Origin of the sequence: Enterococcus villorum (genome assembly GCF_007990225.1) — a bacterium.
Classification (GTDB): Bacteria; Bacillota; Bacilli; order Lactobacillales; family Enterococcaceae; genus Enterococcus_B; species Enterococcus_B villorum.
The window spans coordinates 1-15,477 of sequence record NZ_BJWF01000050.1 but is presented as its reverse complement, the minus strand read 5'-3'; the positions used below and the strand labels follow the sequence as shown (position 1 = coordinate 15,477).

The 15,477-nt window shown below is 33.0% G+C and carries 20 protein-coding genes; all 20 read left to right on the top strand.

Features of this window, described 5'->3' with window-relative positions; genetic code table 11:
• The first annotated feature begins 81 nt into the window (after positions 1-81).
• Complete coding sequence (locus tag EVI01_RS12300; protein ID WP_010720123.1) at positions 82-549, top strand: ArpU family phage packaging/lysis transcriptional regulator; 468 nt, start codon at positions 82-84, stop codon at positions 547-549.
• A gap of 314 nt (positions 550-863) precedes the next feature.
• Positions 864-1,250, top strand: a complete 387-nt coding sequence (locus EVI01_RS12295; RefSeq protein WP_025480693.1) for a hypothetical protein — start codon at positions 864-866, stop codon at positions 1,248-1,250.
• Positions 1,251-1,577, top strand: a complete 327-nt coding sequence (locus tag EVI01_RS12290) for a hypothetical protein (protein ID WP_010751835.1) — start codon at positions 1,251-1,253, stop codon at positions 1,575-1,577. It begins immediately after the preceding gene.
• Positions 1,567-1,899: a hypothetical protein gene (locus EVI01_RS12285; RefSeq protein ID WP_010720120.1), complete on the top strand. Its 333-nt coding sequence runs from the start codon at positions 1,567-1,569 to the stop codon at positions 1,897-1,899. The genes EVI01_RS12290 and EVI01_RS12285 overlap by 11 nt, the downstream gene beginning before the upstream one ends.
• 182 nt (positions 1,900-2,081) lie before the next feature.
• Positions 2,082-2,441, top strand: a complete 360-nt coding sequence (locus EVI01_RS12280; RefSeq protein ID WP_002341976.1) for a P27 family phage terminase small subunit — start codon at positions 2,082-2,084, stop codon at positions 2,439-2,441.
• Positions 2,442-2,445: 4 nt separating this feature from the next.
• Complete coding sequence (locus EVI01_RS12275) at positions 2,446-4,233, top strand: terminase large subunit (RefSeq protein ID WP_002341977.1); 1,788 nt, start codon at positions 2,446-2,448, stop codon at positions 4,231-4,233.
• Between the two features lie 21 nt (positions 4,234-4,254).
• Positions 4,255-5,457 (top strand): phage portal protein, encoded by a 1,203-nt coding sequence (locus EVI01_RS12270; protein WP_010720118.1) that lies wholly within the window; start codon positions 4,255-4,257, stop codon positions 5,455-5,457.
• Complete coding sequence (locus EVI01_RS12265; RefSeq protein WP_010720117.1) at positions 5,454-6,035, top strand: HK97 family phage prohead protease; 582 nt, start codon at positions 5,454-5,456, stop codon at positions 6,033-6,035. The genes EVI01_RS12270 and EVI01_RS12265 overlap by 4 nt, the downstream gene beginning before the upstream one ends.
• 2 nt (positions 6,036-6,037) lie before the next feature.
• On the top strand, positions 6,038-7,306 hold the full coding sequence (locus EVI01_RS12260; RefSeq protein WP_010720116.1) for a phage major capsid protein: 1,269 nt from the start codon (positions 6,038-6,040) through the stop codon (positions 7,304-7,306).
• A gap of 2 nt (positions 7,307-7,308) precedes the next feature.
• Entirely contained in the window at positions 7,309-7,452 is a 144-nt protein-coding gene (locus tag EVI01_RS12255; protein WP_010720115.1) for a HeH/LEM domain-containing protein, read from the top strand.
• 28 nt (positions 7,453-7,480) lie between these two features.
• Positions 7,481-7,747: a hypothetical protein gene (locus EVI01_RS12250; RefSeq protein WP_010751834.1), complete on the top strand. Its 267-nt coding sequence runs from the start codon at positions 7,481-7,483 to the stop codon at positions 7,745-7,747.
• A 2-nt stretch (positions 7,748-7,749) separates the two neighbouring features.
• The gene (locus tag EVI01_RS12245; protein WP_010720114.1) at positions 7,750-8,070 is read left to right on the top strand and encodes a phage head closure protein; all 321 of its coding nucleotides are present in this window, start codon (positions 7,750-7,752) and stop codon (positions 8,068-8,070) included.
• Entirely contained in the window at positions 8,063-8,443 is a 381-nt protein-coding gene (locus EVI01_RS12240) for an HK97 gp10 family phage protein (protein ID WP_010720113.1), read from the top strand. The genes EVI01_RS12245 and EVI01_RS12240 overlap by 8 nt, the downstream gene beginning before the upstream one ends.
• Positions 8,440-8,763: a hypothetical protein gene (locus EVI01_RS12235; protein WP_002341985.1), complete on the top strand. Its 324-nt coding sequence runs from the start codon at positions 8,440-8,442 to the stop codon at positions 8,761-8,763. Before EVI01_RS12240 ends, EVI01_RS12235 begins: the two co-directional genes overlap by 4 nt.
• 16 nt (positions 8,764-8,779) lie before the next feature.
• Entirely contained in the window at positions 8,780-9,379 is a 600-nt protein-coding gene (locus EVI01_RS12230) for a major tail protein (protein WP_010720112.1), read from the top strand.
• A 2-nt stretch (positions 9,380-9,381) separates the two neighbouring features.
• Complete coding sequence (locus EVI01_RS12225; RefSeq protein ID WP_146811710.1) at positions 9,382-9,744, top strand: hypothetical protein; 363 nt, start codon at positions 9,382-9,384, stop codon at positions 9,742-9,744.
• Positions 9,745-9,752: 8 nt separating this feature from the next.
• Entirely contained in the window at positions 9,753-9,956 is a 204-nt protein-coding gene (locus EVI01_RS12220; RefSeq protein WP_010720110.1) for a hypothetical protein, read from the top strand.
• A gap of 15 nt (positions 9,957-9,971) precedes the next feature.
• On the top strand, positions 9,972-13,331 hold the full coding sequence (locus EVI01_RS12215; RefSeq protein WP_010720109.1) for a phage tail tape measure protein: 3,360 nt from the start codon (positions 9,972-9,974) through the stop codon (positions 13,329-13,331).
• A gap of 5 nt (positions 13,332-13,336) precedes the next feature.
• Entirely contained in the window at positions 13,337-14,086 is a 750-nt protein-coding gene (locus EVI01_RS12210; RefSeq protein WP_241546276.1) for a phage tail protein, read from the top strand.
• Positions 14,083-15,477 (top strand): phage tail spike protein (locus EVI01_RS12205; protein WP_186808779.1); only part of this gene is annotated, 1,395 nt, incomplete at its 3' end. The genes EVI01_RS12210 and EVI01_RS12205, both read left to right, overlap by 4 nt.

Sequence of the window (15,477 nt, the reverse complement as noted above, 5' to 3'; positions counted from 1 at the left end):
ACAAATAAAAAAGCCGGATTCCTCCGACTTTGGTTAATAATTCTGACACAATTATTATATCATAATTGGAGGAATCAATGGATGGTACTTTTCGATGTAAAGAAGTATGAGACACCAGAGGCAAAAGATGTGGATATGGAACGCACGAAACACAATGTCGCTGTATTCCTTTCCGCATATCTGTCAGCTAGATGTAGGGTAGGTCAACCTCGTGAACCTAAGGTAACAGCATCTTACTCCTTGGTTCCACCTTCTACAGCAAATAATACATTTGAAGCAGAACGAATGATGATTGAGAAAGAGGAAGCACAAGAGGAATTTGAGTACTTGCACAAATTATTTATTCGTGGCTATTCAGCAATTCAGCATCCACATAAACCTGATATAACAGAAAGACGGAAAAAGATATTCTACGATCGCTATATCAACGGTATGTCAATTTATGTAACTGCCCAAAGAAATAATACGAGCGAGGAATCTGTTAAAGCAGAATCAAACAAAATCATCATTCAATTTGCTTCTTCCTTAGAACTGGTTGCTTTTAAGTAGCCAGTTTTTACACTTTTTATACCCATTTACTAACCAAATACTTTCCTTTTTATACCTTTTTTGTACCAATCAACTACCTAGCAAGTGATTTATTATGATAGTGTCGAAAGATTGCGAAAAAGGATCGACAAAATAAACGAAGGGAGGTAGTCTCTCTCATCGTTGTAATTATGCTTTGATGGACAGCAACTAAACAAAAAATAAACGAAAAGGAAGTGACAAGCTCCTTGTTAATTTCTTCGTATTTATCAACTGGTTGCTGTCTGTTATTACATATTAGATCACTCGTTGAGTGGTCTTTTTATTTTGGAAGGATGATTGCTATTACACAGTTTATATATAAAGAAATATCAAGAATAGAAGCGATGGCGAAGATTGATTCTGGTGATGTTTCTGATTTATATTTTGTTCATTTTTATTACGAAAGCGATGAACCTTATAGTCATTATGAAAATCATGTTCAATATTTAATTAATCGTCGTCTTATGAACACAGAACCAATACTTTATCACTCTGAATATATTATCAAAACTAATCGTTTGTTTGGTAAGTATAAAAAAGTATTGGCAGAACCAAATAATACTTTTTTGCAATCGGCATATAGAAAGCACAAAAAACACGTATGGTTGATAAAACAAGTACAGGATTTTCCTAAAACAACAGATTGGAGAAAACCGCCATTTTTGAAAGGAGATAATTAAATGAATGATTTTCATGAAGCAGTACTAATAATTAATGTAAATGCTGATATCGCAGAAGCCTACAAAACAGCTATTGAGTCTGAGAACCATCCTAATGGTTTGAGAGATCATTGGAATGGCAATTACGCCTATGTGGAAATTGGTAATAAGGTAGATCATTATCTTGGCCACGTTTTTCCGAAAGATACTGTTAAATTAACAGTTCAATTATTATCTCATACATTACCAAATTTAAAAGAAACAGTTAATTGGTATGAGAAAATGGGTGCTGAAATAATTAGAACAAACTATAAAGAGAATCAAGGGAAGAGTAACAATGCCAATTGATTCGTTTTATAAAAGTAAACGATGGATCAAAAAGAAGAATGCAATATTAAGAAGATATCAATATGAATGTCAAGAAAGCAAGAGATATGGTATTCGAGTGAAAGCAGAAATGGTCCATCATATTTATCCAAGAAAAGAATATCCTGAGTTAGCTTTTGTTGATTGGAACTTATTACCATTAACACACAAAAAACATAATATGTTTCACGATCGAGAGAATGATGAGATTATTGGTGAAGGTTTATATTGGCAAAGAAAAAGGCAGAAAGAGTTTGAGCGTTGGAAAAAGGATAGAGAATCCCCCCCTCCTTTTGAAATCTAAAATTACTTTTTGGGAAACGGATATGGGAACTTTTTCCAATAGCGAGGACTTTTTGAAAAAATTTTTTCCTTGAGATGAAATACGATAATAGCAATGAATAGAGCTGTTTTTATCGTTTAAAACCGTGCAGAAAAAAGCCCTTTTTTTCGCAGTAATATATCTTGATTTGAGGAGGTGATAACTTGTCTAAAAATATCCCAAAACGTGAAAGTATAAAAAAACGCACAATTAAATATATGAAAGAATTAGGAACATATAAGCCACAATACAATCAAATTATAGAAGTTTATTCTGATATGGTTTATCAATACAATTATCTAAGTCGTGAGTTTGAAAGACAAGGTTATGAAATTATTTTGGAAACAGAAAAAAGCGGGGGGAAGAAATCGCCAATTTTAGCAAGTTTAGAAAACCTTCGAAAAGATATAGGTACTTATTCTGATCGATTGATGCTGAATGCTAGAACCTATCAAGCTGAAGTAGAAATGCCTAAAAAAGAGAAATCCGCTTTTGCTAAACTTTTAGAACAACAACAGATGTGATCAGATGGACTTATCAAATATTACATCTAAGCATTTTGAAACAGCTTTAAATTATGCAAAATCAATTGTTGATTTTAAAGTACTAGCTAATTTGGATAGAAGACTAGCATGCGAACGCTTTTTGAAAGATTTGGAACGAACAGATATTGATTTTAGGCAAGAACAATTTGATTTTGTCATTAATTTAATTGAAGGTACAATCCATCATGTTCAAGGAGAAGATAAAAATGGTGTGAGTTATAAAGGGCAACCATTATTGCTGACTGATTGGCAAAAATTTGTTTGTGTGAATTTATTTGGATTTTTTGAAAAAGGTTCAGATATTAGGCGTTTTAAAGAAGCACTTATTTTTTTACCACGAAAACAGGGGAAAACAGCATTTAGTGCTGCGTTAACCGAAGCCAAAAGTATTCTAGATAGACGATCGGGTTCTAAAGCTTATATCGTTGCAAATTCAGTGAAACAAACGCTAGAATGTTTTAATTTTTTAGTTGACAATGTCAATGAATTAAAAGAAGACGTTGAAAAACTAAGAATACGTGATAACAATCAAGAACATTCCATTTCAATCAATTTTGGTGACGGAACAAGTGATATATTTGCAATTGCGAACCAAGAAGATAAACTTGATTCATTAAACTGTAATTGTTTAGTATTAGACGAACTCCATTCTTGGAAACGAGCAGGAGCAAAAAAATATACCTTAATGAAGAATGCGATGAAAGCTTATCGAAATAAATTATTAATTGGGATTTCAACGGCAGGAGATATTCCTGACGGTTTTTTAGCTAATCGTTTAAAAACTTTACAAAAAGTATTGAATGGTTCAATCACTGACTCGGCTTATGATTCCTATTTCATTTTTATTTGTAAAGCAGATCAAGATGAAGAAGGTAATATTTTAAATAGTAAAGGAGAAATTACCACTATTGATGATCCAGAAGTATTAGAAATGTGTACTCCTTCTATCAATGTGACAGTCACTTTGGATGAACTATTAGATGATGCCTCACAAGCAATGAATGAACCACAATTAAAAACAGAATTCCTAAATAAAACGTTGAATGTATTTACAAATGCAATGGATGCATACTTCGATATTAATGAATTTAGAAGTTCTGATATGCAGTATGACTGGACATTAGAAGATTTAGCAAAATTACCAATTGTTTGGTATGGAGGAGCTGATTTATCTAAATTACATGATTTAACTGCAGGTGCTTTGTATGGTTCGTATAAAGGAGTAGATATCTGTATTACTCATGCTTTCTTCCCTAAATTAGCTGCTGTAAAGAAAGCAGAAGAAGATGGAATACCATTGTTTGGTTGGAAAGAAGATGGCTGGCTCACAATGAGTAATACTCCTACCGTTTTACATGATGATATTGTTAATTGGTTTATTTCTATGAAACAAAAAGGCTTCAAAATTAAACTTGTTGGTTTTGATAAAAAGTTTGGTCGAGAGTTCTTTTTTAAAATGAAAAAAGCAGGATTTAAAATTAAAGATCAACCACAATACTTTTATAAGAAATCAGAAGGCTTCCGTCATATCGAGGTAAAAGTCAAAAATAAACAGTTCTATTACTTACATTCCGATGCCTATGAATATTGTGTTCAGAATGTGCGAGCAATTGAAAAAACAGATGATATGATTCAGTACGATAAACTAGATGGTGACGGCGGAGTTCAGCGTGTTGATTTGTTTGATGCAAGTGTATTTAGCTGTTGCCAGATGCTAGAAGATATGGCATTTGGTAATGTTGGCACAGAATGGTTAAATCGTAAATATTAAAAGAAGAAAGAGTGATTTCCTTTGTCTAAAAAAAGAAGAAAAGCCAATAAAATACGGTCAGAACCCCAACCATCAGGATCAAGTGATCCTACGGTTGGTTTTTTTATGTCAGATGTTGCAAGAGAAGTATTAGTTCCAGGTTATACTCGACTGTCTGATAATCCAGAAGTAAAAACAGCTTGTCAAAAAATTGCTGATTTAGTATCAGGAATGACGATTCACTTAATGGAAAATTCAGATAGTGGAGATATTCGTATTAAAAATAAATTATCTAGAAAAATTGATATTGAACCTTATTCTTATATGACTAGAAAGAATTGGGTTTATAACATTGTGTATTCAATGTTACTTCCAGGAGATGGAAATGCGATTGTATTTCCAGAAATGAGAGACGGCTTTATTCATGAATTGAAACCATTAAAGCCTTCTCAAGTTAGCTTTATTGAACTGGATGAAGGATATCAAGTCAAATATGGAGCATCAACTTATAATTCAGATGAAGTTTTACATTTTGCAATCAATCCTGATCCAGAACAACCATGGAGAGGAACTGGGTATAGGATTCAACTACGAGATGTTACTCATAATTTACGTCAAGCAAATTCAACTAAAAAATCATTTATGAGTGGTCAATATATGCCTAATGTCATTGTGAAAGTTGACGCATTGAATGAAAGTATTGCAAGTGAAGCTGGGAGACAGCAAATCAAGGACAAATATTTAGGTGAATCTCGACCAGGAGAGCCATGGATTATTCCTGCAGAGCTATTAGATGTACAACAAGTAAAACCATTATCGTTAAAAGATATTGCAATCAATGAATCTGTAGAAATCGATAAGAAAACTGTCGCAGCATTACTAGATGTACCTGCGTTTATTTTAGGAGTAGGTACTTTTGATAAAGACGAGTATAACAATTTCGTTCGTACAAGAATTAAAGCTATTGCAGATGTTTTTCAACAAACTTTGACTAAAGGACTTCTTGAAAATCCAAATTGGTATTTCAAATGTAATTCTAAAAGTTTAATGGCTTATGATATCAAAGAATTAGCAGAAATTGGGATGAATCTGTATATTCGAGGAATCTATACAGGAAATGATGTTTTGAATATGATAGGTGATTCTCCTAAAAAAGGATTAGATGATCTGATTATCTTAGAAAACTTTATTCCTCAAGGAATGATTGGAGAACAAAATAAATTAAAGGGTGGTGATTCTGAGTGAGTGTAAAAGAAAATCAAACACGTTCCATGGCTACTAATTTTTCTACCAGAGAAGAAACAACAGGAGAAAAAATTATTGAAGGTTATTTTGCTGTTTTTAATCAAGAAACAGAGCTTTGGCCAGGCGCTTTTGAAGAAATTTCACCAGAAGCTTTCAATGGCTCCTTGAGCAATGATATACGAGCGTTAACAAACCACGAAACTACTCTAGTTTTAGGTAGGAACAAGTCAGGGACATTGAAATTAAGTGTTGATTCTAGAGGTTTATGGGGGCAAATTACCATAAACGAAAATGATTCAGATGCTTTAAATCTATATGAACGTGTAAAACGTGGCGACGTAGATCAATGTTCATTTGGTTTTAATATTTTGAATGAAGAAACTGATTGGAGAGAAGATGGCACGGTGAAGTGGTTGTTAAAAGAAATTGATCTTCATGAAGTTTCTGTAGTCACATTCCCTGCTTATGAAGACACAGGAGTACAAGCTAGGCATAATCAACTAGAGCAATATCGTGAAAAACAGACGAAGCAGTGGCGTAAAAATTTATTAGATCAATTAAAAAATAGGGGGAAATAGTCATGGCATTAAAACAAATCATGCTACAAAGAAAAATTACTAATAAAAAAGAAATGCTTAATTCATTAAGAGAAAAAGATGCTGAATTTCAAAAGCGAGAAAAAGATTTAGAAACCGCCATTGAAGAAGCTAAAACAGAGGAAGAACAACAAGTAGTGGAAGATGAGGTCAATAAATTTAATGAAGAAAAAGAGCCTCATGATCAACAAATCCAAGAACTAGAAGAAGAAATCAATTCTTTGGAAGAAGAATTAACACAGTTGAATGAAAAGAAACCTTCAAATAAAGGAGAGGAAAGAGATATGGCAGTAAAACAAAATACCAGAGCAAAAACTAATACAGATTATCATGAACGTTCAGATGTGAAAGAATTTTATAATGAACTACGCGAAAGACTTCAAATGCGTGCAAATGGTCAAGTTTTGCCAGATGGACCAAGTGGCGCAGAATTAATCATTCCAGATGTCATTGTCAACCGTATTCGTGAGCGTATTGGTGATTTTACTACGCTATATCCATTAGTTGACAAAGTGATTGCTAAAGGTCGTGTGAAATTAATTTTAGATGTAGATACTAGTGAAGCAACTTGGTTAGAAATGCGAGGAGCATTACCAGAAAATGATGATTCTAAACTAACTGCAGTTGAGTTTGACGGTTTCAAAATTGGTCGAATTGTCTATATTGATAATTCTCTATTAGAGGATTCTGTTATTAATTTAGATGATTATTTAACGAAACGAATTGCACGATCTATTGCAAAAGGGTTAGATAAAGCCATTGTTACTGGTACAGGAAAGGATGATAAACAACCTGATGGAATCCTTCCTAAAATTCCTAGCAAAAATAAAGTAACAAAAAAACCAACTTATGAAGAACTAATTCCAGTGTTAGGATTGATTGATACTGGTGAAGATGCTACTGGTGAGATTGTAGCTGTTATGCATCGTCAAACTTACTATAATCGAATTGCTACGCTAACGCTTCACGTAAATTCTAATGGAGTAGATGTCGTTCAATTACCTAATTTAGCACAACCTAACTTCTTAGGATTAAAAGTAGTTTTCAATAACTACTTACCTCAAGATAAACTCTTATTTGGAGTGTTTGATAAATACACTTTGGTAGAACGTGAATCGGTTCGTGTAGATATGTCAGGTCATTATAAATTCAGAGAAGATCAAACAGCTGTTCGTGGTTTAGGGCGTTATGATGGAAAACCAGTAGTGCCTGAAGCGTTTGTAGAAGTAACATTAGATACAGTGGGGGAGTAACGATGCCAGAGTCAAGACTGGCAAAAAATAGTTACGAGTCTTTGACGATTCCTGATTTAAAAAATATTCTTGACGAACAAAATATTAGTTATAAATCAAATGCGAGCAAAAAAGAGTTATTAACATTATTAGAGGAAACAGACTAGTTTCCTCTTTTCTTATTAGGAGATGACTATGAATACTCAAATTTTAGAGTTATTAAAAGTGAATTTAGGTATCATGACAGATAAGCGAAATGAGTATTTGTTATCAATTATTGACAGTGTGATTAGTGAATTAGAATCCGAACAAGGAATTATAATTGATAATAATGATGATTTTCATATCATGTTTATTGTTGATTATTCAGCTTGGCGATATCGATCGAGAGGTGAAGGTGTTATGCCAAGAAATTTACAATTTAGATTGCATAATTTAGTACTTTCGATGAAGAAGGGATAAATATGGATAAGACATGGGATTTAGATATTTTTCTTCTTGAAAATGATGGATTTACTAGTGATGAAATAGGAAATCAGATAGCTAAATACAAAGAAAATCCAGTAATGGCTTACGAGGATAATGTAAGTAGAGGCGAATTTTATCAGGCTGGACAAAATGGTATAGAGAACCTTCATTTGTTTATTATTCATCCTTATGAGTATTCTGGAGAAAACTACCTTAAATTCGAAGGAAATAAATACAAAATTATTCGAACATATCAAAGAAATTATGAAGAGTTAGAAGTTATTTGCCGTTTGAATTTAGGTGATAGGAATGAGTAATTCAATCCACATTAGCGAATTATCAAAAGAAATTTCTAATGTAGTTAAGTCATATAGTAAAGAAGTTGAATTAGAAGCAGGGGAAGCAACAGAGCTTGTGGCGAAAGAAACTGTTCAGGAATTAAAGCGTAGTAGTCCAAAACGTTCTGGAAAATATGCACGTAATTGGACCAAAAGAAAGCAAGGTCCTACTGGACAAATTGTTTTTCAAAAAGATCCTACTTATCGATTAACACACTTGTTAGAAAATGGTCACGCTCTAAAACGAGGCGGACGAACCATAGGGAAAGTAAAAGGACAACCTCATATAGCTATCGCAGAAGAAAAGGCCGTTTCTTCGTTAGAAAAAGAGTTGATTAGGAGGTTGAAATGAGTATGTTGTTAACTGAATTGAAACAATTGCTGGATCAAATGAATTTACCTATTTCTTATCGTGAATGGAAACCAGGACAAGTACCAGAATTACCCTATTTACTTTACTATGAAAATTCAAGTGATAATTTTTATGCTGATAATGAGGTGTTTCTCAAAAAGACGGACGTTATCATTGAATTATATACAAATACCAAGAATATTCGTGAAGAAAATAAATTAGAGGAATTACTTAGTACAAACAAAATTCCTTTTGATACTTATGAAACTTATTTGTCATCCGAACAAATGTATTTAAAAGCTTACGAAATCAATATTTAAAATAGAGGTGAAAGAAATGGCACAAAAAGAAAGAGCAGTAAGTGCTGAAAAGAATCGTGTAGAGTTTGGATTGGAAAATGTTTATTATGCTAAAGCGACTTTAAATCCAGAAACGGGAGAAATTACTTATGGAACGCCGGTTCATTTTCCTGGTGCAGTTGAATTATCCATTGAACCTTCTGGAGATCTGATTAAGTTTAAAGCAGATAATGTTGATTATTATACTTCTCCAAACAATCAAGGATACGACGGAACCTATACCTGCGCTCGAATTCCTGAAGATTTTGCTGTAGATATTTTGGGAGAAAAAGTAGATGATACTGATAAAGTTCAAACAGAGTATGCAAATGCTGAAACTTCTCCTTTTGCTCTAATGTTCCAATTTGAAGGAGATAAAACAGCAACTCGACATGTGTTGTATTATTGTACAGCAAATCGTCCAACGGTAGGATCGACAACTAAGGATTCAGGAGATCCAAATACGTCAGAATTAACATTTAGTGCCGGACCACGGCCTTCTGACAAAGCTGTAAAAACTAAAACAAGACCAGATACTCCGTCTGGTGTTTATGACAAATGGTTTACAAAAGTTTATGAAAAAGGAGCAGTTGCTTAATTATGGAAAAAACAATTAAGATTGGTGCTACTGAAATTCGATTAGCTTCTAATGCTGCAACACCTTTGCGGTATAAGATGCAATTTGGAAGTGATTTTTTTGCAGACCTCTTAACTTTAGCAAAAGCTTTAGACAATCAAAATGAAGATGGTAGTTTTAATTTAAATGATATTTCATATGATGATTTGAAAAGGGTAGAATTAACCCTTTTATATAATTTTGTATGGACTTATGCTAAAGCGGTAGATTCAACTATTCCTGATCCGATCACTTGGTTAGAAAGTTTGGATTCTTTACCATTAGCAGACTTTGCTGGAGAATTACAAGAGTTGATTTCTCATAGTATACAAACTAAAAAAAAGTAAACGATGAAATGGCTTCTAGTGATGAGACACTTACTACGGAGTCATTTCTTTTTATTTGCAAACAAGTAGGTTTATCAAATGAAGAAATGCAGTTAATGGAAATAGGTGACTGCTTAGATTTCGTTCAAGAATGGATAGATAATCATCAAGAACAATCATCTACAAAATCTAAAACTAGAAAAGCGACTCAAGCAGACTTTGATGCATTTTAGAGAGGAGGGGAATAAATGGCTAAAAAGAAAATTTCAGGAATTACGATTGCACTTGATGCAGACACTAAAGGCGTAACATCTGGACTGAAAGATATTGTTAATCAATCGACAAATGTATCGAAAGAATTGAAAGATGTAGAGCGTTTGTTAAAACTAAATCCTAATAACGTTGAATTACTCTCACAAAAGCAAGAATTGCTTTCTCGACAAGTTGAATTAACTACCAATAAATTGGAAGCACTGAAAGGCGCCCAAGCTGATGTAGAAAGGCAATTTAAATCAGGAGAAATTGGTGAGGAACAATATCGGAAGTTTAAGCGAGAAATTGAAGCCACTGAAGGTGCTCTAAATGGTTTTAAAGGACAATTATCGAGTATGAGAGTAGAACAAGAAAAACTTGCTCAAAATACACAGCGATTATCCACTTTTTTTGAAGCTACAGGAACAGATATCAATGATTTTTCAGACGTTTTAGGAACACGTCTAACGGCAGCAATCAAAGAAGGAAAAGCCAATTCCTCTCAACTTGAAGATGCATTAAATAAAATTGGTAGAGCTGCATTAGGTCAAACGGCAGACATCAACAAAATGAAACAAGCACTCGATTCAATTGATGATGGAAATTCTGTTCAAAAGGTTTCTTCTGACTTAAATAGTTTAAAAAGTGATGCTAATAAAGCAGATGATGCTTTAGACAAAATAGGTGACACTTTAGAAGAAATTGACGATAAAATCGACAAAGGTAATTTGTTGGATGCTGGTGAGTCTCTAAGTGAAATGTCTGATAAAGCCAAAGATATGGCTGGAAAAACTATTGAAGCATTTATGGAAGTAGAAGATGCTCAGAAGAAATTAAATGCTTCTATGGGAGTTGCAGGTACAGAATCAGCTAAAAAATATGAACAAGCTTTAAACGATGTTTTTACTAGTGGGCTTTTCGACGATATGAATGAAGCTGCCGATGCGGTAGCTTTGGTATCTAAAAACCTTGGCGATATGAGTAACCAAGATTTGAGTCAATTGGTTCAAGATGCGAAAGTTTTAGAAAATACTTTTGGAGTTGATTTAAAAGAAACTATTCGTGGAGTTGCAGCTATGCAACAAAATTACGGAATTACTGGTAAACAAGCATTGGATATGATCACAGTTGCTCTCCAAAGGAATGGCAGTACATGGGCAGATGAAGTTGGAGATAATATGGCTGAATACTCACAGTTATGGTCTCAAATGGGCTTTAGCGCCTCAGAAACTTTCCAAATTTTAGAGAATGGTACTCGTAATGGAGCATATAATTTAGACAAAGTGAATGATGTTGTTAAAGAAATAGGAATTTCTTTAACTGATGGACGTATAGAAGAAAATATTGATTCATTTTCTCAAAAATCTAAAGAGTTATTTGAATCATATAAGAGTGGTGGAGCTTCTCAAGCAGAAGTTATCCAGTCGCTCCTTACTGATTTAGGAGAGATGGAAAATAAAACCGAAGCGTTGTCTCTAGCATCTACTGTTTGGAGCGCTTTAGGAGAGGATAATAGTTTAAAAGTATTAACTTCTCTAATGAGTGTTAAAGGTGGCTATGAGGATGTTCAAGGAGCAGCAGATAAATTAAATAATGATACCACTACAACTAGTCAAAAAATGCAAGGAGCATGGAATGATTTGAAGTTAGCTTTAGCTCCAATAGGTGAAGAATTAGCAACTGCATTAGTTCCTCTATTAGAAGGATTGACTGAGATATTAAAAATGTTTCAAAATTTACCTGGTCCTGTTAAGACGTTTATTGCAGCATTTTTAGGAATATCAGTAATTTTAGGTATTATTACTGGCTTAGTTGTTGCTATGGAAGCATTAGCAGGAATAATAGGTGGATCAGTTGTTGCAACATTAGGGATTTTTGCGGCAGTAATCGCAGGAATTATTGTAGTAATCAAAAACTGGGGAGCAATCACGGACTGGATTTCCGATAAATGGGATAAGGTTAGTAGTTGGATATCTGGTGTTTGGAAACAACTTTCAGAGAGTGCATCAGATATATTCGGCTCAATCCAAGATTTCTTTACTAATCTTTGGGACGATATCACTAAGGGCGTAACTGATACTTGGGATAATATAACTCAGTATTTTTCTAACATGTGGAATGATATTGTTCAAGGAATTCAAGAAACATGGGATGAAGTTGTCCAATATTTTACGAATATATGGGATGGCATAACACAAAGTATTAGTAATACATGGGACGGTATTGTTAATTATTTTTCAGAGTTATGGGAAACTATCGAAGAAAATATTCATGAGGTATGGCAAAGGATTAAAGATTTCTTTGAACCAATCATTAAAGGGATATTTAACATTATTAGTGTTCCCCTCTCTCTTTTGCAGACAGTTCTAGAAGCTGTATGGTTGAGTATAAAGGCTGGTATTACAATTGCTTGGGAAGCAATTAGTCAGTTTTTCTCGTATATATGGGGAACTATCGTTCAGACCATGCAAATTGTTTGGAATGGCGTCGTTCAATATTTTTCAGGTGTTTGGAATACAATTTCACAAAAAGTTCAAGAAATATGGCAAATAATTACTCAATTTTTATCTAATACATGGCAAAGTATTTCTCAAACAGCCCAAAATATATTTATTCCAATTAGAGATTTCTTTTCAAATACGTGGAGTCAAATAAAAAATAGAGCAACAGAGTTATGGAATATTATTAAGGAATTTTTATCAACTACATGGACAAAAATTTCGACAACCGCTTCAAATATATTTACTTCTGTAAAAGATAAACTGACCTCTATTTGGCAAGGAATTACTTCGTCTATTAGTAATGTAGTTTCTAAGATGAAAGATACTGTAGGTTCTGTTTTTGACAAGATGAGAGATAAAATTTCATCTGTAGTTGAAAAAATAAAAGGAATCGTTCAAGGATTGGCTGACAAAGTCAATGAAGTGAAAGAGAGCATAAAAAATTTTATAAGAAAAATTGCGGAAGCTATAGGAAATATCAAGCTTCCTCATTTTAGTTTGAAAACATCTAGCAAGAAAATTTTAGGGAAAGACATTACCTATCCATCAGGGATTGACGTAAAATGGTTTGCTGATGGTGGGATTTTAACTAAACCGACAATTTTCGGTGCTTCTGGAAATAAATTGTTAGGTGGCGGTGAAGCTGGTAAAGAAGCAGTGGCTCCTTTAGATAAACTAATGGCTTATATTCAAAAAGCTGTAGATGTTGGTTTATCTAAGAAACAAGCTACAGATGAAATCCATTTACATTTAACAGCTTATGGTAATTTACCAAAAGAAACATTAGATCAAATTGCTGAATATTTGATGTATAAATTTGTTGATTTAAAAAATAAAAATGAATTTAGTGGGTGATAATCATGATTGATGGTTGGTTTAAACTCGGAAATCATTGGAGTAAAGAATTTAATGCATTTATTTGTGAGAGACCAGAAAAGAAAAAAGCTAAAAGGGTATTTAATTTAGAAGAAGTTTCTGGATTAAATAAGTTAGCAGTTAACGATGGTGGTTACTATACAAATGTTGAACAAACTTTAAATTGTTTTTATTTATCACCTACACTGGAACACATTCAATATTATGAAGATTTGATTACAGAAGCACTGGATACAAAAGGAGAATATGTAGATTTTGTACCCTATTGGGACCCTATATATATTTATCAAACGATTGTAATAAATGAACCAAATTTTGAAGGAACTTTTCATACATTAAGAGGAGTTCCTTTTTCGTTTGATTTAAGTATTGCTCCTTTCAAAAAAAATATTCTAGGAATGAACCCTGTTATCTTGGATAAACAGGGTTCTATTTATAATCCAGAACGCTACCCATCTTACCCTAAAATTAAAATATATGGATCTGGCAATGTGACAATTTCTATTAATGGAAGAGAGACAAAATTTTCGGATGTCACTTCAGATATTACAATCGATTCTGATCCAGATGTAATGGAAACTTATCGTGAGGTAGATGGTGTTTTAGTGAATGAACATAGAAAGTTGTTAAGTAATCAAATTTATCCTTATTTAGACTCTGGGGAAAATCGGATTACATGGAATAGTAATGTAAAAAAGATTGTTATTGAACCGAGGTGGCAAACTAAGATATGAAACCAGTATTATATAGTCCTACAGACACAGATTTTACCGCTGGAGGTATTGGCATATTATCTGATTGTAAAAAATGTCTAGTGACAGAGGAAGCAAATGGCAGTTATACTGTTGAATTAAGTTTTCCTATCAACGCAAAATTTTTAAGTCAATTAGAAGATCATAATTATCAAATCAAATGTAAACCTAACGCAACGGATGATTTTCATATTTTTTATATTTACAATCATTATAAAGATATGGCTACAGGATTGTTATATGTTTACGGAAAGTCTAGAACTATGAAACTCGGAAATCGTGCGGTTAAGAAATTAGAATTTGAGCGAGCTACTTGTCAAGAAGCGATGAAGTGTTTAGAAAAATCAATGGATCAACCTAGTGATATTCGTTTGTTTAGTGATATTACTCGTGTAGGATCAACAAGCATCGAAGTATCTAATCCTTTAAAATGTATTAAGGGAATAGAGGGTTCTTTAAACCAAATATTTGGTGGCGAGATGAAACATGAGCCATTCAAATTATCTTTATTAAACCGAAGAGGTAGAGATCATGTGACAACTTTTAGATACAGAAAAAATTTAACTGGTTTGAAAGTTGAAACTAATTTTGATGGGTTATTAACTCGAATTTTTCCTTATGCAGATGTACAAAATAATGAAGGAGAAACAGAACGGATATTTGGAAATCAAGTAGATTCACCTAATATCAATAAGTATGATGACGAGATTTATTCAGAATATGTTCAATTTACAGAAGATCAAGGTGTTACAGATCAAAGAAGTTTAAATGAAGTATCAAAGAAATATTTTAGTTCCATGAATCCTAATTGTGATCAACCAAATATATCTATTGAATTGAATATTCGAAAAATGGAAGATACAGCTTTGGCAAAACGATTAAAAAAATTTCGTGAAGTTGGATTATTTGATACTTTTGATATTTTTCATGAACGTTTTAAGATTAATATTACTGCTCAAATAACTAAAGTAATTTATGATTCTTTAAATGAGCGAGTTGAATCTTTAGAAGCCGGCGATACCCAATATACCTTCTTTGAGAGACAGAAACAAGAAATATCAAATACGTTAAAAGGGTATACAGGTAAAAAATATGCAAGTGATTTTATTGATGTAGTCACCAATATTATTTCTGGTAACGATGGTGGTCATGTTATATGGTGGCCTAAGAATCGACCGACTGATTTATTCTTTTGTGATAATCCTAAATTAGAAGAAGCAAAACTTGTTTTACGAATAAACAAAAGCGGAATAGGCTTCTCATCAAAAGGGTGGCAAGGACCATTTGATACCGCATGGACTTTAGATGGTAAGTTTAATGCTAATTTTATTCAAACAGGAATTATTAAAGCCGATGTATTCCAAAATTCTTTT